The following is a 22,776-nucleotide window of genomic DNA, read 5'->3' on the forward strand; positions in this document are numbered from 1 at the left end:
TTGCTGAACGCTGATTGAATATGAACGAACCGACAGCGTCATCGTTGCCCCATGAACTCGCGCAGATAGCTGTTCTGGGGGGACAGGATGATCGAGGTTGCCCCCTTGTCGTCGCCCTGCGCCAGGAAGGTGTTCCGGTAGGACTGCATCGCCCGGTAGAAATCGTAGAAGGCGGGGTCCTTGCCGAACGCCTGGGCATAGATCTGCGCCGCCTGCGCCTGGGCGTTGGCGCGGATGATCTGTGCATCCTTCAGCCCCTCCGCCTTGATCGTCGCCGCTTCCTGAAGCCGCGCGGTGCGCATGCGGGCGAGCGCGCTGTCGAGCGGGGAACCGCTGGGCAGCTCGGTCTGCTTGATCCGCACGTCGACGATCTCGACGCCGTACTGGCTGGCGAGGCGCTGAAGCGAGGCCTGGATATTGTCCATCACCTGCCCACGCTCGGGGCTGAGCAAGGTCGCCGAGGGGCGCTTGCCCAGTTCGTTGCGCAGCGACGAGCCGAACAAAGGCTGGAGCTGGTCGCGGACGCGATCCTCGCTGCCGACGGTCACCACCATCTTGAGCGGGTCGACGACGCGGAAGCGGGCATAGGCGTCGACTTCGAGCCGGAGCTGGTCGGTCGACAGCACCGGCTGGTTGGGCAGGTCGATCGCGAGCACGCGCTTGTCGACCCAGACGATGCGATCGATCAACGGGATGCGGAAGACGAGGCCCGCGCCGGTGCGCCCGAACTGTTCGCCGGGCTTATAGGCGTTGATCGGATTGCCGCGCGGCTGTTCGAGCCGGAGCACGACTGCCTGCTTGGTCTCCGGCACGATCGACACGGTCATCATCACCGCGATGATGAGGACGATCACCGCCACCGCGAGCGCGATCGGATTGCGATACCAGGTTGCGCTCACTTTGCGGCTCCTGCCTGGGGTTCTTCGGCTGCCGGTGGCGTAGCGCGCTTCAGCTCGCGCAGGGGCAGATAGGGCGTGACGCCCGGCGCCTCGACAATCGTCTTGTCGGTGCGCGACAACACGGCCTCCATGGTCTCATAATAAAGCCGGCGCTTGGTCACTTCGGGCGCGAGCTTATACTGTTCGTAGATCTTGTCGAACTCGGCGGCCTCGCCCTGGGAAGCGGCGATGATCTGGTTGGCGAAGGCGTTCGCGTTGTTCTTGTTGCCCTGTGCCTCCTGCTGCGCCGCCGTGACAGCCTTGAAGGCTTCGTCGACTGCCTGGGGCGCTGCCGCCTTCTGGATCGCGACGCCCTGGATGCGGATGCCCGAATTATATTCGTCGAGGATCTGCTGGATCGCGATCTGCACCCGGCCCTCGATCGCCGAGCGGCCTTCGCCGATCGCTTCGTTGAGCGTGGTCGTCGCGACGACGGCGCGCATCGCGCTTTCCGCGGTCGCGCGGACGGTTTCCTGGGGCTGGGCGATCTGGAACAGATAATCCGACGCGCTGCGAATGTCCCAGCGCACCGAATAAGCGAGGTCGACGATGTTCTGGTCGCCGGTCAGCATCAGGTTTTCGCCGCTCGCTGGGAAATTCTCGGTGCGGATGTTCCCGACATCGACGACTTCGACGAGCTGGAGCGGCGCGGGCAGGGTGAATCGCACGCCTGGCTCGCGCGTCCCGGCATAACGGCCCAGCGTCGTCACCACGCCCTTTTCGCGCGGCCCGATCGAGTGGATCGAGGTGAAGAAGAGCCACACCAGCAGCAGCGCGCCGAGGACCAACAGCCATAGCCGGGTGCCGTTGGGGAAGCCGGGAATCCCCGAACCGCCGCCGCCACCGCCGCGCGCACGCTTCAGCAGATCGTCGAGCGTCGTCGCCGCGCTGCCGCGCGGGCGCCGCCCGTCGGGAGGGAAGGACCAGGGGTTGCGCGGGCCGGAGCCCCCGCTGCCATTGCCGCCACCGGCGCCGTCGCCACCGGAGCCGCCGCCTCCGCCCCAGGGGCTTTTCGGGGGCTCGTTCTTGAAGATGCCGGACAGAGCACGCCAGCGCATAAGGTTCACCATGCCAACCTTTATAAGGACGGCTGCGCGGATTTACAGTGGCAGCAACCAATTGTCTCCCTATGTGCGGGCAATGAGCGAAGTCGAACAACTACAGGCGGCGCTGGCGCCGATCGCGGGGGGGCGCGCCACGGCCCGAGTCGAGGGCGCGCGCGCCAGCATCGTGATCGACGCGACCGGGCTGAGCCCCGCAGTGCGCGACGAAATGGAAGCCGATGTCCGCGCCGCCGCAGCCGCGGTGCCGGGGATCACCGAAGTCCGCGTGCTGCTGACCAGCGAGCGGCGGACGCGGCGGATCATCGCGGTCGCCAGCGGCAAGGGCGGGGTGGGCAAGTCGACCGTCTCGGCCAATCTGGCGATCGCGCTGGCGCGGCGCGGGCGCAAGGTCGGGCTGGTCGATGCCGATATCTATGGCCCGTCGCAGCCCAAGCTGATGGGCGTCGAGGGCGTGCGGCCCAAGGCGCGCGACAAGACGCTGATTCCGATCGATACCCCTTATGGCGTGCCGCTGCTGTCGATGGGCGGGCTGGTCGCCGAGGGGCAGGCGATTGCGTGGCGCGGGCCGATGGCGGGCGGCGCGCTGGGGCAGCTGGTCGATGCCGATTGGGGCGATGTCGACACTTTGGTGCTCGATTTGCCGCCGGGGACGGGCGACGTCCAGCTTACGATGATCCAGAAGCACAAGCCCGCAGGCGCTGTGATCGTATCGACGCCGCAGGACCTGGCGCTGATCGATGCGCGGCGGGCGATCGACCTGTTCGTGAAGGCGGGGGTGCCGATCATCGGGCTGGTCGAGAATATGGCCGGATATCAATGCCCGCATTGCGGCGAAGTCTCCGATCCGTTCGGGTGCGGGGGTGCCGAGGCGGCGGCCAAGGCGCTGGGGATTGCGTTCCTCGGGCGGATTCCGCTCCAGATCGCGATCCGGCTGGCGTCCGACGCAGGGACGCCCCCGGCGGCGGGCAACGGAGAATCGGCGGGTCCATTTGGAGTCGTCGCGGATTCCGTCTACCAATGGCTGGAGAGGTAAAGTCATGCCGTTGACTCGCGACGAAGATATCAAGACGCTGCTCGAAGAGGTGCGGACCATCGCAATGGTCGGCGCGTCGGACCGGCCCGGCCGTCCCAGCAACGGCGTGATGTTGCTGCTGCAACGTCATGGCTATCGCGTGATCCCGGTCAATCCGCAGATTACCGGCGAGCATATCCATGGCGAGTTCGTCTTTCGCGACCTCGACCAGATCGGCGACCCGATCGACATGGTCGACATCTTCCGCCGGTCCGAACATGCGGGCGAAGTGGTCGATGCGGCGATCGCGGCGGGGGCGAAATCGGTGTGGATGCAGCTGGGGGTGGTCGATGAAGCGGCGGCGGCCCGCGCCGAGGCGGCGGGGCTGAAGGTGGTGATGGACCGGTGTCCGGCGATCGAGATACGTCGGTTGGGTGTGGCGCCGGTGGCCTGATCGCGTCCCCCTCACCCGATACTCCTCTCCCATTGGGAGAGGGAGCCTCGAGTCCCTCTCCCCATTGGGAGAGGGAGGGAGCGCCGAAGGCGCGGAAGGGTGAGGGTGAAGTCAGGGCGAGATGCGGTCACCCCCGCGCGAGATACTCCAGCGCCTCGATCAGCCGGTTCACGTCGCGATCGTCCTGGTACAGCCCGAAGCCGATCCGCAACACGTCGCCGCGCACGTCGACGCGGATGTCGTCCTGCGCGAGTTCCGCCTGCCACGCTGCAGCCTTTGGGGTGCGCAGCGCGAGGAAGCGTGACGGCGAGCCGGGGTTGAGCAGCTCCGCCCCCGCCGGGATCGCGGGCAGCACGCGCGCCTTGAGCGCATCGGCATGCGCGGAAATCGCCGCGGTCGTCAGACCCTCGCCGCGCAGCATGTCGCGCACCGCGACGAAGCGGTACAGCCCCGAAGGATCGAAGGTCGCGCCCATGAAGCGCATCGCATCGGGGGCATAGCCGATTTGGCCGGGGGGCAGCGACAAATCCTCGAACTCGGCATACCAGCCGGTGATCTCCGGGCGCGGGCCATAGCCCGGCGGCGCGTGGAGGAAGCCGCAGCCTTCGCCCGACATCGCATATTTATACCCGCCGGCGAGGTAGAAGGCGCGGTCGGCGATTCCCGACAGGTCGGTCTCGACGCCCATGAAGCCGTGATAGCCGTCGATCACTACCCAGGGGCCCTCGGGCCGGGCGAGCGCGGCGAGGTCCGCGACGCCCTCGAACACGCGGCCGGTGCCGAAGGGGACATGGCTGGCGAAGATCAGGTCATAGGCGCCGGTGCGTGCGGTCTCGACCAGCTGCTCCATCGGTACGCGCGTCACGGTGGCGGTGCCCGCTTCCTCCCAGCGCAGGCTCTGGCGGCGGAAGCTGTGGAACTCGCCGTCGCTCGCCAGGATGCGCGGGGCGCGCATGGGGAGCGCGGAGACGATGCGCAGCAACAGGTCGTGGGTGTTCGACGCGAAGACGATGGTGGACGGGTCGGGCAGGCGCAGCTCGGCGGCGACATGCGCCTGTGCCGCGGGCCAGATCTCGCCCATCGCGCGCTCCCATTTGCGATCGGCATAGCGCGCGGCATCCTCCCATGCCGCGAGCTGGCCGATATAGCTGGCGTCGGGCCAGAGATGGTGGCTGTGCGCGGCGAAATGGAGCCGTTCGGGGGCGGCGGCGATCGCGCGCTGGAACAGGTGCTTGTAGCTGGTCACAGGTCGGTCCGCAGCGACCAGAGTTCGGGAAAGGCGCGCTTGGCGAGAGTCGATTCGAGATAGGAGACGCCCGCGGTGCCGCCGGTGCCGCGCTTGCCGCCGATGACGCGGCTGACGGTCAGGACATGCTTGTGCCGCCACGTCGCCATCGCGTCGTCGATGTCGACGAGCTTTTCGGCGAGCTGGTAGAGGTCCCAATACGTGGTGGTGTCGCGATAGACCCGGGTCCAGGCGTCGCGGACGGCGTCGTTCGGGACATAGGGGACGGGCCAGTCGCGGATGAGGGCTTCGGGCGGGAGCGCGAAGCCGGCGGCGGCGAGCGCGGCGTTGGAATCGTCCCACAGGCTCGGCTGCGCGGCATAGTCGCTGGTCAGCGGCCCCGGCACCCCGCCGCCGCGCACCCCGAGCAAGGTCTCGACTGCGCGGAACTGGTCCGACTGGAAGCCCGAGCTGCCGCCGAGCACTTCGCGGAAGCGGGTGTAATCGGTGGGGGTCATCGTCGCGAGCACGTCCCAGCTCAGCGTCATCACCGCCTGGATCCGGCTGACGCGGGCGAGGCCCTTATAGGCCTCGGTCAGCTTGCCGCCGCGGATCAGCGCCTTGGCGGGGAGCAGCTCGGCGATGATCTGCTTGAGCCACAGCTCCTTGGTCTGGTGGATGATGACGAAGAGCAGCTCGTCATGGCGATCGGACAGCGGGTGTTGCGCCGTGAGGAGCTGATCGAGCGCGAGATAGCGCCCATAGGTCATGGGTTCGGTCATGGCGCGAGGGTAGCGCGGGCGGGGGACGGGAGCTAGCGGGAAGGGTGGTGGGGAAGGGCGGCGATGTCGATCGCGCTCCCCTCCCGCCTGCGAGTTGCAGGTCGATCAGGCCCCCGGCCTGATCTGAACGACGCGGGGCGTCGTTCACCTGCAACTGGGTTAGGGGAGGGCCTCACCTTCGCAGCGCTTCTTCTGCTTCAGGCCCTCCCCCGACCCCTCCCGCAAGCGGGAGGGGAGAGATATGGGAGCGCCTTTCCTTAATCGCGCAGCAGCTCGTTGATCCCGGTCTTGCTGCGGGTCTGGGCGTCCACCGTCTTGACGATCACCGCGCAGTACAGCCCCGGCTTGCCATCCTCGGCGGGGAGGGTGCCGGGGACGACCACGGCATAGGGGGGGACTTCGCCGCGATGGACCTGGCCGGTCGCGCGGTCGACGATCTTGGTCGAGGCGCCGAGATAGACGCCCATCGACAGCACCGCGCCTTCGCCGACGCGGACGCCCTCGGCGACTTCGGAGCGGGCGCCGATGAACGCGCCGTCGCCGATGATGACCGGATCGGCCTGGAGCGGTTCGAGCACCCCGCCGATGCCGACGCCGCCCGAGAGGTGGACGTTCTTGCCGATCTGCGCGCAGCTGCCGACGGTGGTCCAGGTATCGACCATCGTGCCTTCGCCGACATAGGCGCCGATATTGACGAAGCTGGGCATCAGCACCGCGCCCTTTGCGACATGCGCGCCGTGGCGGACGATGCTGCCGGGGACGGCGCGGAAGCCGGCGGTGCGGAACGCGGCCTCATCCCACCCAGCGAATTTTGACGGCACCTTGTCGAACCAGTTCGCGCCGCCCGGCCCCTCGACCAGCACATTGTCGTTGAGGCGGAAGCTGAGCAGCACGGCTTTCTTCAGCCACTGGTTGACCTGCCAGCCGCCCTCGACCGGCTCGGCGACGCGGGCCTGGCCGCTGTCGAGCAGGCGCAGCGCCTCCGCCACCGCCTCGCGCACGGCGCCGGTGGTGGCAAAGCCCAGCTCCGCGCGGGCTTCCCAGGCGGCGTCGATGGTGGTGGCGAGATCGGTCATTGCGGGGTCTCCAATATGTCGTGCAGCCAATCGCCCAGATCGGCCACGCTATAGTCGATGAAGCTGCGGTCCTGATCGATGCCCTGTTCGGAGCCGTTGTCGATCCACACGGTGGTCATCCCGATCGCCTTGGCGGGCTTCAGGTTGCGCGCCATGTCCTCGACGAACAGGCATTCGTGCGGGTCCAGCGCATAGGCGTCGCACAGCCCCTGATAGGCGATCGGCTCGGGCTTGGGCCGATAGGCGGTGGCGTGGATATCGTGAATCGCCTCGAACGTCGCGCCGAGGCCGAGGCGGTCGAGCACCTTGCCTGCATAGTTCACGTCGCCATTGGTGAAGACCAGCTTGCGCCCCGGCAGCAGCGTCAGCGCCTCGACCACCGCCTCGTTGCGCTCCAGCACGGTCATGTCGATGTCGTGGACGAAATCGAGATAATGGTGCGGATCGACGCCATGATCGGCGATCAGCCCCGACAGCGTCGTGCCATGGGCGTGGAAATAGCCCTTCTGGATGCGGTGCGCCTCTTCGGCGTCGCAGGCCAGCAGCGTGCGGACATAGTCGCCGATCCGGGCATCGATCATCGGGAACAGGTTGCTGCTGGCCGGGTACAGCGTGTTGTCGAGATCGAAGATCCAGGTGCGGACATGGGAAAGCTCGGGCGCCATGGCGGGCGCGATAGGGCGCGGGCGCGGGGGTGGCAAGCGGGTGTGGGGCTCCCCATGTGAAGGACATGACAGGCTATTCACTGCTCGACCTCGTCCCCGTGATTCAGGGCGGGACGGTTTCCCAGGCGCTCGCCAATGCCGCCGATCTTGCCGTCCACGCCGAATCGCTGGGCTTCAACCGCTATTGGGTGGCGGAGCATCACGGGATGGAGGGCATCGCCAGCGCCGCGACCGCGGTGGTGATCGCGCATGTCGGGCAGGCGACGTCGCGTATCCGTATCGGCGCGGGCGGGATCATGCTGCCCAACCATGCGCCGCTCCAGGTGGCGGAGCAGTTCGGCACGCTCGACGCGCTGTTCCCCGGGCGCATCGACCTGGGGCTGGGCCGCGCGCCCGGATCGGACCAGCGCGTCGCCGCGGCGATCCGGCGCGGCATGGACAGCGACGGCAGCGAATTCCCGCGCGACGTGCAGGAATTGCAGAGCTATTTCGCCGATGACGGCAGGACCGGCATCCGCGCGACGCCGGGGGCGGGGGCGGATGTGAAACTGTGGATATTGGGCTCCAGCCTGTTCGGCGCGCAGCTCGCCGCCGCTTTGGGGCTGCCCTACGCCTTTGCCTCGCATTTCGCGCCCGGGCTGATGGACGAGGCGATCGGCGTGTATCGCCGGACGTTCCGCCCGTCCGAGGCGCTGGCCAGGCCGCATGTGATGCTGGGCTTCAACGTGTTCGCCGCGGACGACGACGCGGAAGCCGAATATCTGGCGACGTCGCAGCAACAGGCATTCGTCGCGATCCGCACCGGGCGCGGCATCAAGCTGCCCCCGCCGGTGCGCGGCTATCGCGAGACACTGGGCGCGCAGGGCGAGGCGATGCTGGCGCAGGTGCTGTCGGCATCGGCGATCGGCGGACCGCAGAAGATACGCGACCAGATCGCGGCGTTCCTCGCGCGGACCGGCGCCGACGAGCTGATGCTGACCAGCGCGATGTTCGACCACGAGGCCCGCAAGCGCAGCCTGACGATCGCCGCCGAGGCGATGCGCGCGCTGAGCCCCACGCGCGCGAGCGCTTAACCCGCCGCGGGCAATCGCAGCCGGACGAGCAGCCCGCCCAGGTCTTCGCTTTCCTCGAGGCTGACGGTGCCGTCGTAGATTTCGGCGACGTCGCGCACGATCGCGAGGCCGAGCCCCGTGCCGGGCTTGCCGGTGTCGAGGCGCACGCCGCGATCGAAGATGCGGATGCGGTCGGCCTCGGGGATGCCGCGACCGTCGTCCTCGATCATGATCTCGACGAAACCGGCATCGACGCCAGCGGTGATGAACACGCTGCCGCCGCCATATTTTGCGGCGTTTTCGACGAGGTTGCCGAGGATTTCGTCGAGGTCCTGGCGTTCGATATGCGCGATCAGCGTCTTTTCGCCGTCGATGTCGATGCGGACATTGGGGTAGAGCCGCGCGACGGCGCGCTCGACCGCCTCGATCGAGGGCCATACCGGCGCGCGGCTGTGCGCGCTGCCTCGCCGCCCCACCGCGCGGGCGCGGGCGAGGTGGTGATCGATCTGGCGGCGCATCGTCCGCGCCTCGCGGATCACGGTGGGGGCGAGATCGTCCTGCCCCGCCGCCGCGGCGTTCATGATCACGCTGAGCGGCGTTTTCAGCGCATGGGCGAGGTTGCCGGCATGGCGCCGCGCCTCCTCGGCCTGGCGATCATTATGCTCGACCAGCGCGTTGAGCTCCTCGACCATCGGCGCGATCTCGGCGGGCATCCGGTCCTCGATCCGCTTCGACTTGCCCGCGCGCAGCCGCGCGATTTCGGAGCGGACCTTGCGTAAGGGAAGCAGCCCGTACCAGGTCTGCAACCCGACCATCACGATCAGCCCGAGCCCGAGCAGCAGGAAGCTGCGGACGAGCGTGCGGCGCAGCGCGGTGATCTGGGCATCCAGCGTGTCGCGGGCCTGCGCGACCTGGAAGCGCCACAGCACGGGCGAGCCCGGCAGCGTCAGGTCGCGCTCGGCGATGCGCAGCATCTGGTCGCCCGAGGTATCGGCATATTGATCGGCGCGCGGCGTTTTTTCTACGAATTCGTCGCTGTCATAGATGTACAGGTCCTGGCTGTCGGTGCGCGGGCCGACGCGCAGGCGCCGGTCCCAGAGCGACATCGACTTATAGGGCTCGAACCCCTTGCCGCTGATCTGCCAATAGGCGCCCGATCCCGGCTCCAGAAAGCGCTGGTCCGCGAGCTGGCGGCTGTTGAGCACTTCGCCATTGGGGCCGATCTCCGCCGAGACGATCATCGCGTTGAGCAGATAATCGAGCTGTTCGTCGAAATTGCGGGTGATCGCGCCGGTGAGCACGCGGTCGAGCGCGACGCCGCCGCCCAGCAGCAGCACCATGATCCACGCGCTCGCGATCAGCAGCATCCGCCGGCTGACCGATCCGGTGGCGCGGACATAATGGCGCGGCAGCGGCGGCGAATCGTCGTTCTCGCCCGGCGCCACCGCAACGTCCGGCGCAGCCGCCATTGGCGGCTCGCGCCGACCGAACAGCCGCGACAAGCCGGGCAGCGTCAGGCCGAGGAACGCCATGCGATCAGGCGGCCCCGGCGGGCTCCTCGAGGCTGTAGCCCAGCCCCCGGATCGTAGTGATGACGTCGGCGCCCAGCTTTTTGCGGATGCGGGTCACGAACACTTCGATCGTGTTCGAATCGCGATCGAAATCCTGGTCGTAGATATGCTCGATCAGCTCGGTGCGGCTGACGACCTTGCCCTTGTGGTGGAGCAGGTACGACAGGAGCTTATATTCCTGCGCGGTCAGCTTGACCGGCTCGCCGTCCTTGGTGACCTTGCCCGAGCGCGTATCGAGGCGGATGTCGCCCGCGATCAGCTCTGCCGAGGCATTGCCCGAGGCGCGGCGGATAAGGGCGCGGAGGCGCGCGATCAGCTCCTCGGTCTGGAACGGCTTGGCGACATAATCGTCGGCGCCGGCATCGAGCCCGGCGACCTTGTCCGACCAGCTATCGCGCGCGGTGAGCACCAGCACGGGCGTGGTCTTGCCTTCCTTGCGCCAGCGATCGAGCACGGTCAGCCCGTCGATCTCAGGCAGGCCGAGGTCGAGGAGGATCGCGTCATATTGCTCGGTCGAGCCGAGGAAATGCCCCTCCTCGCCATCGGTGGCGAGATCGACGGCGTAACCGGCCCCCTCCAGCGCGTTGCGGAGCTGCTGGCCCAGATTGGGCTCGTCCTCGACGATCAAAAGTCGCATATCATCATCCTCGTCGCGTGCTGGCGGCCCGCGTCAATTGCCGGTGCGGCGGAGTATCTGGCCCGAACGGCCATCGACATCCACCCAGATCACCGATCCATTGCGCAGGAACTTGAGCGTGTAAATGTCCGTCGCCGGATCATAGTCGAATCCCAGATATTGCGCCCCCGGCATCCGCGGGATCACGCGGCGCTCAATCTCGCGCACGGGGAGGTTCTGGCCCTTTTGCCGGCGCTCGCTGGCGGCGCCCTGGCCATAGTCCTGCGCCGCCGCCGGCGGCACCACGGCAGCGGCGCCGGCGAGCGAAACCGCCGCCAGGCACGCATGTAGAACCCGCTGAGCCACCATCACCATCGGCATCGCATAGGGGTGTCGCATTGAATAGCCCCTGAACACGCTTGTCAGCACCGCGTAACCCATGGGCAACAGCTTGGGTCCGCAAGCGCTTGCCCGATGGACCCGCGGACCCTAGGCGAGGCGCATGGCGGCACCAATTCTTGCATATGAAAATCTAGGCCTCGTCCAGGGGCATGGCTGGCTGTTTCGCGGCCTCAACCTCTATATCGGCGAGCGCGACCGGCTGGCGCTGATCGGGCGCAACGGCGCGGGCAAATCGACGCTGTTGCGGCTGATCGCGGGCAGAATCGATTCGGACGAGGGGCGGCGGGTGATCCAGCCGGGGACCAAGGTCGTGATCCTCGAGCAGGACCCCAAGGTCGAGGGATATGCGACGTTGCTCGATTTCGCGCTGGGCGGCGACGATGCCCCCGAACGTTATGAAGTCGAGGCGATTGCCGACCAGCTCGGCGTCGCGCTGGACCGCGAGGCGGCGACCGCGTCGGGCGGCGAGCGGCGGCGGGCGGCGATTGCGCGCGCGCTGGCGCAGAATCCCGATGTGCTGTTGATGGACGAGCCGACCAACCATCTCGACATCGCGGCGATCGACTGGCTGGAGAATTGGCTGAGCCGCTATAATGGCGCGTTCGTCGCGATCAGCCATGACCGGACGTTCCTGACGCGGCTGACGCGGCAGACTTTGTGGCTCGATCGCGGCGCGATCCGGCGGGCCGAGATCGGCTTTGGCGGGTTCGAGGCATGGACCGAGCAAGTCTATGCCGATGAGGAGCGCAACGCCCAGAAGCTCGACGCCAAGCTCAAGATCGAGGAGCATTGGCTGCTGCGCGGGGTGACCGGGCGGCGCAAGCGCAACCAGGGGCGGCTGACCAAGCTCAAGGAAATGCGCGCCGAGCGGGCATCGATGCTGGGGCCGCAGGGTTCGGCCAAGCTGGCGATCGGTTCGGACGGCGCGCAGACCAAGGTGGTGATCGACGCCAAGGGCGTGACGAAGCGGTTCGGTGATCGCACGATCATCAAGGACCTGACGCTGCGCGTGACGCGCGGCGACCGCATCGGCCTGGTCGGGGCGAACGGCGCGGGCAAGACGACCTTGCTCAAGCTGCTGACCGGCGAGCTGGCGCCCGACGAGGGCAGCGTGCGGCTGGCCAAGACGTTGGACATGGTGTTCATCGACCAGCAGCGCAGCCTGATGGACCCGGCCAAGACGGTGCGCGACGTGCTGACCCAGGGCGGCGAGTGGATCGACGTGCTGGGGGTGCGCAAGCATATCCATGGCTATCTGAAGGAATTCCTGTTCGAGCCTTCGCTGGCGGATGCGAAGATCGGGACGCTGTCGGGCGGCGAGCGGTCGCGGCTGTTGCTGGCGCGCGAATTCGCGCGGCCTTCGAACCTGCTGGTGCTCGACGAGCCGACCAACGACCTCGACCTCGAGACGCTCGACCTGTTGCAGGAAGTGATCTCCGATTATGACGGCACCGTGCTGATCGTCAGCCATGACCGCGACTTTCTGGACCGGACGGTGACGATCACGCTGGGGCTGGACGGCAGCGGGACGGTGGATGTCGTGGCGGGCGGCTATGCCGACTGGGCGGCGCGGCGGACCGCGAAGCCCGAGGGGCGCAAGGTCGCCAAGCCCGTGGTCGCGGCGGAAGCGCCGAAGCCGAGGGCGACCAAGCTGACCTATAAGGACCAGCGCGACTATGACCTGTTGCCCAAGCGGATCGAGGAGATCGAGGCGCAGATCGTGCGCGACGAGGCGGCGCTGGCCGACCCGGCGCTGTATACGCGCGATCCGAAGCGGTTCGCGGCGCTGACCGACGGGATCGAAGCGCTGCGGGCGGAGAAGGATGCGGCGGAGCTGCGCTGGCTGGAGCTGGCGGAGCAAGTCGAAGCGCTGGGGTAAGGGGTTACTCGGTCAGCAGGACAGTGACGGTGGTGCCTTTGGGGCCGCTGCGCGTGTCGATCGTGCCGCCTGCCTGACGCGCAAACCCGTCGATCAGCCGTTGGCCGAGCCCGCTGCCGGGACGGGGTGCGCGTTCGGCGGGGATGCCGGTGCCGTTGTCGGCGACGATCAGCCGCCATCCCGGTTCGGCGGAGACGAAGCGAACCGTGATCGTGCCGGTTTCGCGATCGGTGAAGGCGTGCTTGGCGGCGTTGGTGACGAGTTCGTTGACGATCAGCCCCAGCGTCACGGCGCGGTCGCGCGGCATCGTGGCGGGTTCGGCATCGCAGTTCAGCGCGATCGCGCCGCGCAGGAACAGCGCCTCGGCCAGCGCGGCGCAGAGTTCGTGGAGATAGGCAGCGATGTCGACCATGCCGGGCGAACCGCTGCCGCGATAGAGATGGCGATGCGCGCGCGCGCGATGCTTTCGATCCGCGACAGCGCCGTGGTGAGCGCCTCCGCGGTCTCGCCGCTGCCCGCGCGGCGCCGCTGCATCTCGAGCAGCGAGGCGACCAGCGCGAAATTATTCTTCACGCGGTGTTCGAATTCCTCGAGCAGCAGGTCGCGCTCGGCCAGTTCACGGTCACGCTCGCGCGCCACGCGGTGGACCGCGCGGCGGAAGATCTCGGCGAGCGTCACGGTGATCGCGCAGGCGACCGCGACATTGCCGACCGATACCGCCGCCGCCGGGTTCTCGAACAGGAACGAGCCGCGGATCGGAAACAGATAATACCAGGAGAAGAGGATCGAGATCGTGCCGCAGGTCGCTCCGGCGCGCCATCCGGCGAACAAGGTGGCGATCATCGCCGCGGGGAAGATCAGCGGGAATACCGCCGCGCCCGGCACGAGCAGGTCGAGCGCGAAGCGCAACACGCCGGCACAGGTCGTCGCGAGCAACCCGACGCACACCGACGTCAGCCAGCGTGGCAAAGTTCCCGCAAGCCGATCCGGAAGATCCAGTTCGCCTATCCGCCCCATGGCAGGAGTGACACCCGGCCACGTGCCGCTGTCAAGCCAAGAGCGTAGGCGTAATGATCGAGATCAATATTATTTCACAAATACTTGGCAGTGCGTCCCGCCAGGTCGACGACATATTGCCAGGCGACTCGCCCCGACCGGCTGCCGCGCCGCGTCGCCCAGTTCACGGCCTCGGCAGGGTCGAAGGACAGGCCGTGCGCATCGGCATAGCCGCGGACGATATCGAGATACAGATCCTGGTCGATCGCGTGGAAGCCGAGGCTGAGCCCGAAACGGTCGGCGAGCGCGAGGCTGTCGTCGATCGAATCGCGCGGATTGATCGCGCTGTCCTGTTCCGCCAGGTCGCGGGGGATGAGGTGGCGGCGGTTCGACGTGACGAGCAGCCGGGCATTGGCCGGGCGCGCTTCGGCCCCGCCCTCCAGCAGCGAACGCAGCGCGCGGGCGTCGCCAGCGGCGTCGAAGCCGAGATCGTCGAGGAAGATCGCGAAGGGCCGCGTCGTGGCGGCGATCGTCGCGAACAGATCGGGCAGCGAATCGAGATGCTCGGGCGTCGCCTCGACCAGCGCGAGCGCGCCGCCCGCCGCCTGCACCGCGCCGACCGCGCTCTTGACCAGCGCCGACTTGCCGGTGCCGCGCGCGCCCCACAGCAGCACGTCCTGCGCGGCATGCCCCGCCGAGAGCCGTTCGAGATTGGCGAGCAGCGCGGTGCGTTGCTTGTCGACGCCGCGCAGCATCGCCAGCGGCAGCGGCGCAAAGGCGCGCGCGGCGGCGAGGCGATCGCCGCGCCACACATAGGCGGGGTGCGCCAGCGGATCGGCGGCGGGCAGCGGCGGCGGGGCCATGCGCTCGAGTGCGTCGGCGATGCGAGTGAGGGCGTCGGTCATCGCGCCGCTATAGGGACAAGCCTCGCCCGCGGTCAGCCCATTTTCGCGACGAGCGCGGTTGCGGCGGCGCGATCGGGGAAGCCGGGATCGGCAAGCGCGGCCTGTGCCTGCGCGCGCGCATCGCCCCGGCGGTCCAGATCCGCATAGACCTGTGCCAGGTGCCAGCGCAGCCCCGGATGGCGCGGCGCCAGCGCGACGGCCTTTTGCAGCAGTTCGACCGCGCCGGGCAGGTCGCCGCCGCGATACAGCGCCCAGCCGAACGCGTCGGCGGCAGCCGGGTTGGACGGGGCGAGCGCATAGGCGGCCTCGCCGAACTCTGCCGCGGCCTCTGCCTCGCCCGCGCCGGCATAGGCATAGGCCAGCTCGGCATTGAGCGCGGCGTCGCCGTCGCCGATCCGCAGCCGGAGGCGTTCGAGCGTGTCGATCGCCGGCTCATAATCGCCCGCCGCAAGCTGCCAGTGCGCGGACAGGCGCAGCGCGGCGATGTCCACCGGGTTTTGCGACAGGAACAGCGCGAGCGTGTTTGCGGCTTCCGCGCGCCTGCCCGCGCGATCCTGCGCATCGACCAGCCGCAGCATCGTCGGCGAATCGAAGCGGAGATCGGCGGCATTGCGATAAGCGACCGAGGCGTCGGCGGGGCGCGCCATCAGCATCAGCACGTCGCCGAGCAAGAGATGCGCGGCGGGGGCGCCGAAATTCTTCGCAACGACATCGCGCGCATGGGCGAGCGCGCCGGCCATGTCGCCCTGGTCGATCAGCGCGCGGATCAGCGGCAGCGTCGCGGCGGGATCGCCGGGGCGCTCGGCGACATCGGCGGCGAGCACCGCGGCGCTGTCATCGGCGCGGAAGGCGCCGGGCTCGGCCAGTCCCGGCAGCGCGGCGCGATCGAGGAAGCGCGCGGCGGCGGCGCGATCGCCGATCCGCTCGAACCCGCGCGCGACCAGCGTCAGCGCATAGCTGTCGGCGTCGCCGCGTGCGACGACGGGGCGCAGCGTGTCGATCGCGTTGCGCGCCGCATCGGTGCGCAGCAGCGCGAGCGCGAGCAGCTTGCGCGCCGACAGGTTGAGCGGCTGGGCGCCGACGATGCCGCGCAGCCGACCGATCGCCTGTTCGTTCGCGCCCGCCTGAAGATCGAGCGTCGCGGCGAGCAGCTGCGCGCCGGGAAGCGAATCGACCCCGCCGCCGGTGCGTTCGAGCAGGCTGCGCGCCAGATCGAACCGGCCCGCGCGCGCGGCGATCACCGCCTGAAGGTACAAGGCCTGCGGACTGCCCGGGCGGGCATCGAGCGCGCGGCGGGTGGCGGCGAGCGACGCGACGGTCTGTCCGGCATCGCCGAGCGTCGCGGCATATTCGATCAGCGCATCATGGTCCGCGGGATCGCGGGCGAGCGCGGCCTCGAACCAGGGGAGCGCGGCGATAAGCCCGAACTGGGTGCGGACGAGCACGCCGCGCAGCACCAGCGCGTCGACATTGCCGGGGGCGAGCTTGACGGCCTGTTCGGACGCCTGGATCGCGCCGAGCAGATCGCCCGCAGTCCGCTTGAAACGCGCGACATCGGTCCAGACATCGGCATCGCGCGGGGCGATCCGTATTGCTGCGTCCAGCGCCGCAAGCGCGCCGGCATAGTCGCCGCCCGCAGTCAGCGCACGCGCGCGCATCCGCAGGCCATAGGGCCGGAAGCGCGCGTCGGTCCGGTCGGATTCGGCCAGCGCCTTGTCGACATTGCCCTGGAGCAGGAAGGCGTGCGCGCGCAGATGGGCGAGCTGCCCCGAGTCGGTGCCGGAATCGACGGCGCGCTGAAGCTCGGCCTCGGCGCCCAGCCCGTCGCCGAGCGCGAGCATCGCGACCGCGAGCGCGCGGTGCGCCTCGGCATTGGCGGGATCGCTGCGCACCGCGTCGAGCGCGGCGTTGCGCGCCGAGGTCGCATTGTCCGCGGCGAGCAGGGCGAATGCGCGGGCAGTGGCCTCCTGCGCGGCGTCGGGGTCCTGCCGCGCGGGCGCCAGCAGCAGCCAGCCGAGCAGGATCGCGAACACGCCGAGCGCACCGCCCAGGACGAGCGCGCGGCGGAGCATGGGCACGCGGCGGGCGCGCTCAGGGCTGGAGGTCATAGGCCTTCATCAGGTCGTAGAGCGTCGGGCGGCTGATCCCGAGCAGCCGCGCGGTGCCCGAGATATTGCCCTCGGCCCGTGCCAGCGCGTGGCGGATCGCCTTGCGATCGGCCAGCTCGCGCGCCGCCTTGAGGTTGACCGGCGCGGCCTCGGGATCGGCGGCGAGATCGAGGTCGGCAGCGGTGACGCTCTTGCCATCGGCCATGATCACCGCGCGCTTCACGCGGTTTTCCAGCTCGCGGACATTGCCGGGCCAGCCCCAGGCATCGATCGCGGCGAGCGCGTCGGGGGCGAAGCTGCGCACCGGCGCGCGCATCGCGGCGGCATATTTCTTGAGGAAATGCCGCGCGAGCAGCCCCGCGTCCCCCGGCCGCTCGGCGAGCGAGGGGATGCGCACGACGATCTCGGCAAGGCGATAATAAAGATCGTCGCGGAAGCGGCCGTCGGCGACCATCGCATCGACATCCTGATGCGTCGCGCAGACGATGCGGGTGTCGACCGCGATCGACTTGCGGCTGCCGATCCGCTCGATCACGCGCTCCTGGAGGAAGCGGAGCAGCTTTACCTGGAGCGGGAGCGGGATGTCGCCGACTTCGTCGAGGAACAACGTCCCGCCCTGCGCCTGTTCGATCTTGCCCTCGGTGGTCTTTACCGCGCCGGTGAACGCGCCCTTTTCGTGGCCGAACAGCTCCGATTCGAGCAGCGTCTCGGGGATCGCGGCGCAATTGATCGCGACGAACGCGCCGCGTTTGCGCGGCGAGGCATCGTGGAGACCGCGCGCGAGCAATTCCTTGCCGGTGCCGCTGGCGCCGAGCAGCATCACCGAGACATCGGCGCCCGCAACGCGCTCGATCGTGCGGGTGACCTTGAGCATCTCGGGCGCGCCGGTGATCATCCCGCCGAGCACGATGCCGGCATCGGCGCGTTCGGCGAGGCGGCGATTCTCGGCCTCAAGCGCATGGACGTGGAACGCGCGCGCGACGATCATCCCCAGCGCGTCGACATCGATCGGCTTCTGGTAGAAATCCCACGCCCCCAGCGCGATCGCGCGGAGCATCGAGTCGTGCGCGCCGTGGCCCGAGGCGACGATCACCTTGGTATCCGGGCGGAGCTTCAGGATCGTCTCGAGCGTGGCAAAGCCTTCGCTGGTGCCGTCGGGGTCGGGGGGCAGGCCGAGGTCGAGCGTCACGACCTGCGGCTCCTCGGCGCGGACCAGCGCGATGGCTTCGTCGCGGTCGGTCGCGCTGTGGATCTGATAGCCTTCATAGGCCCAGCGGAGCTGGCGCTGGAGCCCGGCATCGTCCTCGACGATCAGCAGCTTGCGAACGGCGGTCATGCGGCGCGCTCCACGTCGGCGTCGGTCGCGCGCGCGGCGCGCAGCACCAGCCGGAAGCGCGTGCCGACGCCTTCGCGCGACGTGACCTCCAGCCGGCCCTGCATCGCATCGGCAAGCTGGCGCGCCTCGAACGCGCCGATCCCGAACCCGCCCTCCTTCGACGAGACGAACGGCTTGAACAGCTTGTCGCGGACGAAGCCGGGGGACATGCCGCAGCCGCGATCGATCACGTCGATGCGCACTTCGTCGGCATCGGTGGACACGGCGAGCATCACCGGCTCGGTCGGCGGGCTCGCCTCGATTGCGTTCTGGACGAGATGGCCGAGCAATTGCTCGAGCCCCGCCGGATCCGCCTGTGCCACCGCGGCGAGCGCGCCGGTGACCAGCACCGGATGCTGGCGGCGGCGCTGGGCGGCGACGCGTTCGACCACGGGGACGATCTCGACCGGGTGCGGCGCCTCGCGCCGGCCGCGATGATGCTGCGACAGCCGGGCGAGCAGGGCGTTCATCCGCACGGCCGATTCCTGGAGCGTCGCGACCATGTCGGCGCGGAATTCGGGATTGTCGGCATGGCGTTCGGCGTTGCGCGCGGTCAGCGTCAATTGGCTCACCAGATTCTTGATGTCGTGGAGGATGAAGGCGAAGCGGCGGTTGAACTCGTCGAAGCGCCGGGCGTCGGCCAGCGCCTCGTGTGCGCGCGCCTCGGCAAGGTGGCTCGCGACCTGGCGCCCGGCGACCTTGAGCAAATCGAAATCCTCCCAGTCGAGCGGACGGTCGATCGGCGGGCGCGCGAGCAGGATCGCGCCGGCAAGGCTCGCCATATGCGGCAGCGGCACCAGTACCCAGGCCTCGGGCAGGTCGAGCATCCATTGCGGGATCGCGCTGGCCTCCGCGCCGGTATCGGAGCGCTGGCGAACGGGATCCAGCTCGACGATGCGCCCGGTCGCGCCGAGATAGGCGGCGAGCGGCGCGTCGCTGGCGACGGGAAGCGTGCTGCGGTCCCAGTTCCAGCTCGCGCCGACGCCGAGCGCGGCACCGTCGGGCACGAGCAGCACGCCTGCGGGCGAATCGGTGAGGTCGGCGATCGCCTTGACGATGCGCTCGTCGAGCGGCGCGGCGCCGTCGGGCGCGCCCAGCGTCTCGGTGAAGCGCATCCATTCGGCGCGATAGTCATAGCGGTGGCGGAACAGATGCTTGGCCAGCTTGACCTTCGCCCAGGCGCGCAGCCAGCTGTTCGACACCAAAGTCAATATGGCGGCGGTCGATCCGAGCACGAACGCCGTCTGGAGCAGCCGCGCATGGCCGCCGCCGATCGTGGCGATCGCGCTGGTGGTCAAAGCGAGGACGGCGAAATAGGCACCGATCGCGATGAGCGAGAGCGACTGATAGGTGACGGCGCGCGACACCTGGAGGTTCCACTGTCCCTTGCGCTGGAACCCGACGCCGAGCGCGAGGGCGACGCCGATCATCGCGATGCCGCGCAGCGCCGGTTGCGACGGGGGGCCGTCGGCGGACAGATAGGCGATTGCGAACAGCGCGAAGTCGACCAGCCACATCCCCGCCAGCGCGAGCACGAGCCATTTGAGCCCGCCCCCCGCCGCGGGATGGAGCGCGGCATGAAGCTCCTGGACCAGCACCAGCGCGGCGACCGCGACGAGCATCCGCAGCAGCAGCACGCCGCCTTCGACCTGGGCGGCGATGGCGGGGCCCTGGCCTGCGACGACCAGATGCGCGACCAGCGCGGCGAGTGCGACGAGCATCACGACGCCGTAGACGGTGTCGAGCGCGCGCGGCGGGCGCGCCTTGCCGTCGCGGCGGTGGAGGACGAGCATCAAGCCCAGCCATGCGAGGTTGCGCAGCGTCTCCGCGACGCGCGCGACCGGATCGTTCGGTCCGATCCCCGCCACGGCCAGCGCCCATAACGCCGTCAGCACCAGCGCCGTCGCGAGCGGGCGGCGGGGCATGCCCTCGGGCCCCGAGCGCAATGCCCAGAGTGCCAGCGCGCCGAACAGCAAGGCGGCAAGTGCGTGCGTCCAGATATTGAACGCCGCCGCCATCAGCGCGCGCCCTCCGGAAACAGCACCACGCGCAACGTCTGGAGGAGGATCAGCAGGTCGAGGAAGGGCGAATAATTCTTGGCGTAGAACAAGTCATATTCGAGCTTCTGGCGGCTGTCCTCGATCGACGCGCCATAGGGATAGTTGATCTGGGCCCAGCCGGTGATCCCCGGCTTCACCATATGGCGTTCGGCGTAATAAGGCAGCTTCTGTTCGAGATCCTCGACGAATTGCGGGCGTTCGGGGCGCGGGCCGACAAAGCTCATCTCGCCCTTCAGCACCGTCCAGCATTGCGGCAGCTCGTCGATGCGGAGCAGGCGGATGACGCGGCCGACGCGGGTGATGCGCGGATCATTCTTCTCCGCCCATACCGCCTGGCCCGCGACTTCGGCATCCTCGCGCATCGAGCGCAGCTTGATGACGTCGAAGCCCTGGCCGTACAGCCCGACGCGGCGCTGGCGGTAGAAGGCGGGGCCCTTGCTCTCCAGCTTGATGAGGATCGCGGTGAGCAGGACGAGGGGGGCGCTGAGCAGCAGCAGCAGCGTGCTCGCCGCGATGTCGAACAGCCGCTTGAACGCGCTGGAGAACATCCGCCCCGACGAAAAGCCGTCGGAGAAGATCAGCCAGCTGGGGTTGACGCTGTCGAGGTCGACGCGCCCGGTCTCGCGTTCGAGGAAGGTCGAGATCTCGTTGACATGGACCCCGGTGGTCTTGATCCGCAGCAGGTCCTTGAGCGGCAGCGCGTTGCGTCGCTCCTCGAGCGCGAGCACGACTTCGCTGGCGTTGAGCAGGACGACATGGTCGGCGAGGTTGTAGATCGCGTCGCGGGCGATGGCCTCCGGAATGGCGCGGTTGGCCTCGCTCATCGCGACATAGCCGACGACGGCGAAGCCCGCGCCCGGCACCTGGGCCAGCGCCTTGAGCCGCGCCGCGCGCGCGCCCGCGCCCAGTACCACGATCCGGCGCTTGAACGCCTGGCTGCCCAGCGTCTTGCCGAGAAGGATGCGCAGGAACACCAGCAACCCGAGCGAGGCGAACATCGCGTAGAGCAGGTTCGATCGCCAGAAACTGATCGAGGGGAGCAGGAAATAAAGCGAGGAGAGGCCGATGACGCCCAGCGACGTGGCGACGATCAGCCGCGCCGTGGCGTAGCGCAAGGATTGCAGCGCATCGGCGCCATAGACCCCCACCGCGACCATCGCGAGCTGTGTCGTCACGGCATAGGCCAGGAGCTGCGGGAGCCGCGAGCCCATCGGCGCGGGCGTCATGCCGAGCTGATGCGCGCGCAGGAGCCAGCCAAGCTCACCCGCGGCGAGCAGCAGGATGATGTCCAGCATGCCGAGCAGGAGCACGGCGTTGGGGACATAATGCTTGAACAGCCGGATCATGGGACTCGGCTTTTAAGGGGAGAAGTGTAAACAAACCCGACACATCGGCGCCGCTTGTTGTAAAAATCCTGGCGCCGGGCGGGTCGAAGTGCGCGCTTTGACCGTTGCCGGCGTTGCACTAAGGACGAAACATCGAACCATGGGAATTGAAATGCCGGAATCGAAGCCGATCGTTCCTGTCATTCTGTCGGGAGGGTCGGGTACCCGCCTGTGGCCGATGTCGCGGCCGGAGCGGCCCAAGCAGCTGCTGCCGCTGACGGCGGAGATCACGATGCTCCAGCTCACTGCGGGCCGGGCAAATGGCGAGAATTTCGCCAAGCCGATCGTCGTCGCCAACGCCGCGCATGCCGATATCGTCGAGGCGCAGCTTGCCCAGGTCGAATCGGCCGCGCAGGCGCTGATCCTCGAGCCGATGGGGCGCAACACCGCGCCGGCGATCGCACTCGCGGCGATTGCCGCGGGCGGGGGCGACGTGCCGTTGCTGGTGATGCCGTCGGATCATGTCATCGCCGACCTGCCGGCGTTCCACGCCGCGATCCACAGCGCGCTGCCGCTGGTCGAGGATGGCTGGCTGGTGACGTTCGGGATCGCCCCCGATGCGCCCGAGACCGGCTATGGCTGGATCAAGATCGGTGACGCGCTTGCCGAGGGCGTCCACCGCGCGGCACGCTTCGTCGAGAAGCCGCCGCGCGACAAGGCCGAGGCGATGCTGGCGTCGGGCGACCATGCGTGGAACGGCGGAATCTTCCTGTTCCGTGCCGACAAATATCTGGCGGCGCTGGCCAGCTTCGCCCCCGAAATGCTGGCAGCGGCGCAGGAATCGATGGACAAGGCGCGCCGCGAAGGCGCGCGGATCTGGCCCGACGCCGAGGCGTTCGCCGCCTGTCCGTCCGATTCGATCGACTATGCGGTGATGGAGCGCGCCGAGCGGGTCGCGGTCGTCCCGGTGTCGATGGGGTGGAACGACGTCGGCAGCTGGGACGCGCTCCATGCGATCAGCGCGTGCGACGCCGACGGCAATGTCTGTGGCGGCGACGTGATCGCGATCGAGACGAGCGGCTGCCTGGTCCGGGCGGATTCGGGCAAGCGCGTCGCGCTGGTCGGCGTGAGCGACCTGATCGTGGTGGCGTCGGGCGACGACATATTGGTGCTGCCGCGCGGGCGCAGCCAGGACGTCAAGAAGATCATCGAAGCGATGAAGCGCTGAGGGCCTGGCGGGCGCGGCGCCGGGCCGCGCTCGCAGCCGCTGC

The 22,776-nt window shown here is 68.7% G+C and carries 21 protein-coding genes; 5 read left to right on the plus strand and 16 right to left on the minus strand.

Features of this window, described 5'->3' with window-relative positions; translation table 11 throughout:
- Nucleotides 1-38 precede the first annotated feature (38 nt).
- Nucleotides 39-899 carry a protease modulator HflC gene (hflC, locus tag TS85_RS21285; protein ID WP_044334891.1) on the minus strand — a complete coding sequence of 287 codons (861 nt, stop codon included), beginning with the start codon at nt 897-899 and terminating at the stop codon, nt 39-41.
- Nucleotides 896-2,008, minus strand: coding sequence for a protease modulator HflK (gene hflK, locus TS85_RS21290; RefSeq protein WP_044334893.1), 1,113 nt, complete (start codon nt 2,006-2,008; stop codon nt 896-898). Before hflK ends, hflC begins: the two co-directional genes overlap by 4 nt.
- Nucleotides 2,009-2,078: 70 nt before the next feature.
- On the opposite strand from hflK, the gene TS85_RS21295 reads away from it, so the two are divergent.
- On the plus strand, nt 2,079-3,035 hold the full coding sequence (locus TS85_RS21295; protein ID WP_044334895.1) for a P-loop NTPase: 957 nt from the start codon (nt 2,079-2,081) through the stop codon (nt 3,033-3,035).
- Nucleotides 3,036-3,039: 4 nt separating this feature from the next.
- Nucleotides 3,040-3,468 carry a CoA-binding protein gene (locus tag TS85_RS21300; RefSeq protein WP_044334897.1) on the plus strand — a complete coding sequence of 143 codons (429 nt, stop codon included), beginning with the start codon at nt 3,040-3,042 and terminating at the stop codon, nt 3,466-3,468.
- Nucleotides 3,469-3,595: 127 nt separating this feature from the next.
- On the opposite strand, the gene TS85_RS21305 is transcribed toward TS85_RS21300, so the two are convergent.
- From TS85_RS21305 to TS85_RS21320, 4 genes are all read right to left on the minus strand, one after another.
- Nucleotides 3,596-4,714, minus strand: a complete 1,119-nt coding sequence (locus tag TS85_RS21305) for an aminotransferase class V-fold PLP-dependent enzyme (protein ID WP_155006515.1) — start codon at nt 4,712-4,714, stop codon at nt 3,596-3,598.
- On the minus strand, nt 4,711-5,475 hold the full coding sequence (locus TS85_RS21310; RefSeq protein WP_044334898.1) for a tryptophan 2,3-dioxygenase: 765 nt from the start codon (nt 5,473-5,475) through the stop codon (nt 4,711-4,713). The genes TS85_RS21305 and TS85_RS21310 overlap by 4 nt, the downstream gene beginning before the upstream one ends.
- 257 nt (nt 5,476-5,732) lie before the next feature.
- Nucleotides 5,733-6,551: a 2,3,4,5-tetrahydropyridine-2,6-dicarboxylate N-succinyltransferase gene (gene dapD, locus TS85_RS21315; RefSeq protein ID WP_044334899.1), complete on the minus strand. Its 819-nt coding sequence runs from the start codon at nt 6,549-6,551 to the stop codon at nt 5,733-5,735.
- The gene (locus TS85_RS21320) at nt 6,548-7,216 is read right to left on the minus strand and encodes a pyrimidine 5'-nucleotidase (protein ID WP_044334900.1); all 669 of its coding nucleotides are present in this window, start codon (nt 7,214-7,216) and stop codon (nt 6,548-6,550) included. The genes dapD and TS85_RS21320 overlap by 4 nt, the downstream gene beginning before the upstream one ends.
- A gap of 65 nt (nt 7,217-7,281) precedes the next feature.
- Here TS85_RS21320 and TS85_RS21325 point away from each other — a divergent pair, with 65 nt between their 5' ends.
- Nucleotides 7,282-8,289: an LLM class flavin-dependent oxidoreductase gene (locus TS85_RS21325; RefSeq protein WP_044334902.1), complete on the plus strand. Its 1,008-nt coding sequence runs from the start codon at nt 7,282-7,284 to the stop codon at nt 8,287-8,289.
- Here the strand turns inward: TS85_RS21325 and TS85_RS21330 are convergent.
- The 3 genes from TS85_RS21330 to TS85_RS21340 form a co-directional block, all read right to left on the minus strand.
- Nucleotides 8,286-9,635, minus strand: a complete 1,350-nt coding sequence (locus tag TS85_RS21330) for a sensor histidine kinase (protein WP_044336764.1) — start codon at nt 9,633-9,635, stop codon at nt 8,286-8,288. The genes TS85_RS21325 and TS85_RS21330 overlap by 4 nt on opposite strands.
- Before the next feature lie 169 nt (nt 9,636-9,804).
- Entirely contained in the window at nt 9,805-10,476 is a 672-nt protein-coding gene (locus tag TS85_RS21335; RefSeq protein ID WP_044334903.1) for a response regulator transcription factor, read from the minus strand.
- A 33-nt stretch (nt 10,477-10,509) separates the two neighbouring features.
- Nucleotides 10,510-10,854 (minus strand): hypothetical protein, encoded by a 345-nt coding sequence (locus tag TS85_RS21340; RefSeq protein WP_077228884.1) that lies wholly within the window; start codon nt 10,852-10,854, stop codon nt 10,510-10,512.
- A gap of 103 nt (nt 10,855-10,957) precedes the next feature.
- Between TS85_RS21340 and TS85_RS21345 the strand changes: the two genes are divergently transcribed.
- Complete coding sequence (locus TS85_RS21345) at nt 10,958-12,736, plus strand: ABC-F family ATP-binding cassette domain-containing protein (RefSeq protein WP_044334906.1); 1,779 nt, start codon at nt 10,958-10,960, stop codon at nt 12,734-12,736.
- Between the two features lie 4 nt (nt 12,737-12,740).
- Here TS85_RS21345 and TS85_RS21350 read toward each other — a convergent pair whose 3' ends face one another.
- The 7 genes from TS85_RS21350 to TS85_RS21380 all read right to left on the minus strand — a co-directional run bounded on the left by TS85_RS21350 (nt 12,741) and on the right by TS85_RS21380 (nt 21,526).
- On the minus strand, nt 12,741-13,148 hold the full coding sequence (locus tag TS85_RS21350) for a sensor histidine kinase (RefSeq protein ID WP_044334908.1): 408 nt from the start codon (nt 13,146-13,148) through the stop codon (nt 12,741-12,743).
- Nucleotides 13,067-13,705 (minus strand): histidine kinase dimerization/phosphoacceptor domain -containing protein, encoded by a 639-nt coding sequence (locus TS85_RS21355; RefSeq protein WP_162184753.1) that lies wholly within the window; start codon nt 13,703-13,705, stop codon nt 13,067-13,069. Before TS85_RS21355 ends, TS85_RS21350 begins: the two co-directional genes overlap by 82 nt.
- 122 nt (nt 13,706-13,827) lie before the next feature.
- On the minus strand, nt 13,828-14,637 hold the full coding sequence (locus TS85_RS21360) for an ATP-binding protein (protein ID WP_044334911.1): 810 nt from the start codon (nt 14,635-14,637) through the stop codon (nt 13,828-13,830).
- Nucleotides 14,638-14,669: 32 nt separating this feature from the next.
- Complete coding sequence (locus TS85_RS21365) at nt 14,670-16,745, minus strand: tetratricopeptide repeat protein (RefSeq protein ID WP_227698565.1); 2,076 nt, start codon at nt 16,743-16,745, stop codon at nt 14,670-14,672.
- Nucleotides 16,729-18,081 (minus strand): PEP-CTERM-box response regulator transcription factor, encoded by a 1,353-nt coding sequence (gene prsR / locus TS85_RS21370; protein WP_044334915.1) that lies wholly within the window; start codon nt 18,079-18,081, stop codon nt 16,729-16,731. The genes TS85_RS21365 and prsR overlap by 17 nt, the downstream gene beginning before the upstream one ends.
- Complete coding sequence (gene prsK / locus TS85_RS21375; protein WP_044334916.1) at nt 18,078-20,138, minus strand: XrtA/PEP-CTERM system histidine kinase PrsK; 2,061 nt, start codon at nt 20,136-20,138, stop codon at nt 18,078-18,080. The genes prsR and prsK overlap by 4 nt, the downstream gene beginning before the upstream one ends.
- A complete protein-coding gene (locus TS85_RS21380; protein ID WP_044334917.1) occupies nt 20,138-21,526 on the minus strand; it encodes a TIGR03013 family XrtA/PEP-CTERM system glycosyltransferase in 1,389 nt (462 codons plus the stop codon). Before TS85_RS21380 ends, prsK begins: the two co-directional genes overlap by 1 nt.
- Nucleotides 21,527-21,665: 139 nt before the next feature.
- On the opposite strand from TS85_RS21380, the gene TS85_RS21385 reads away from it, so the two are divergent.
- Nucleotides 21,666-22,733 carry a mannose-1-phosphate guanylyltransferase/mannose-6-phosphate isomerase gene (locus TS85_RS21385; RefSeq protein WP_227698566.1) on the plus strand — a complete coding sequence of 356 codons (1,068 nt, stop codon included), beginning with the start codon at nt 21,666-21,668 and terminating at the stop codon, nt 22,731-22,733.
- Nucleotides 22,734-22,776 lie beyond the last annotated feature (43 nt).

The organism is Sphingomonas hengshuiensis, from assembly GCF_000935025.1.
Classification (GTDB): domain Bacteria; phylum Pseudomonadota; class Alphaproteobacteria; order Sphingomonadales; family Sphingomonadaceae; genus Sphingomonas; species Sphingomonas hengshuiensis.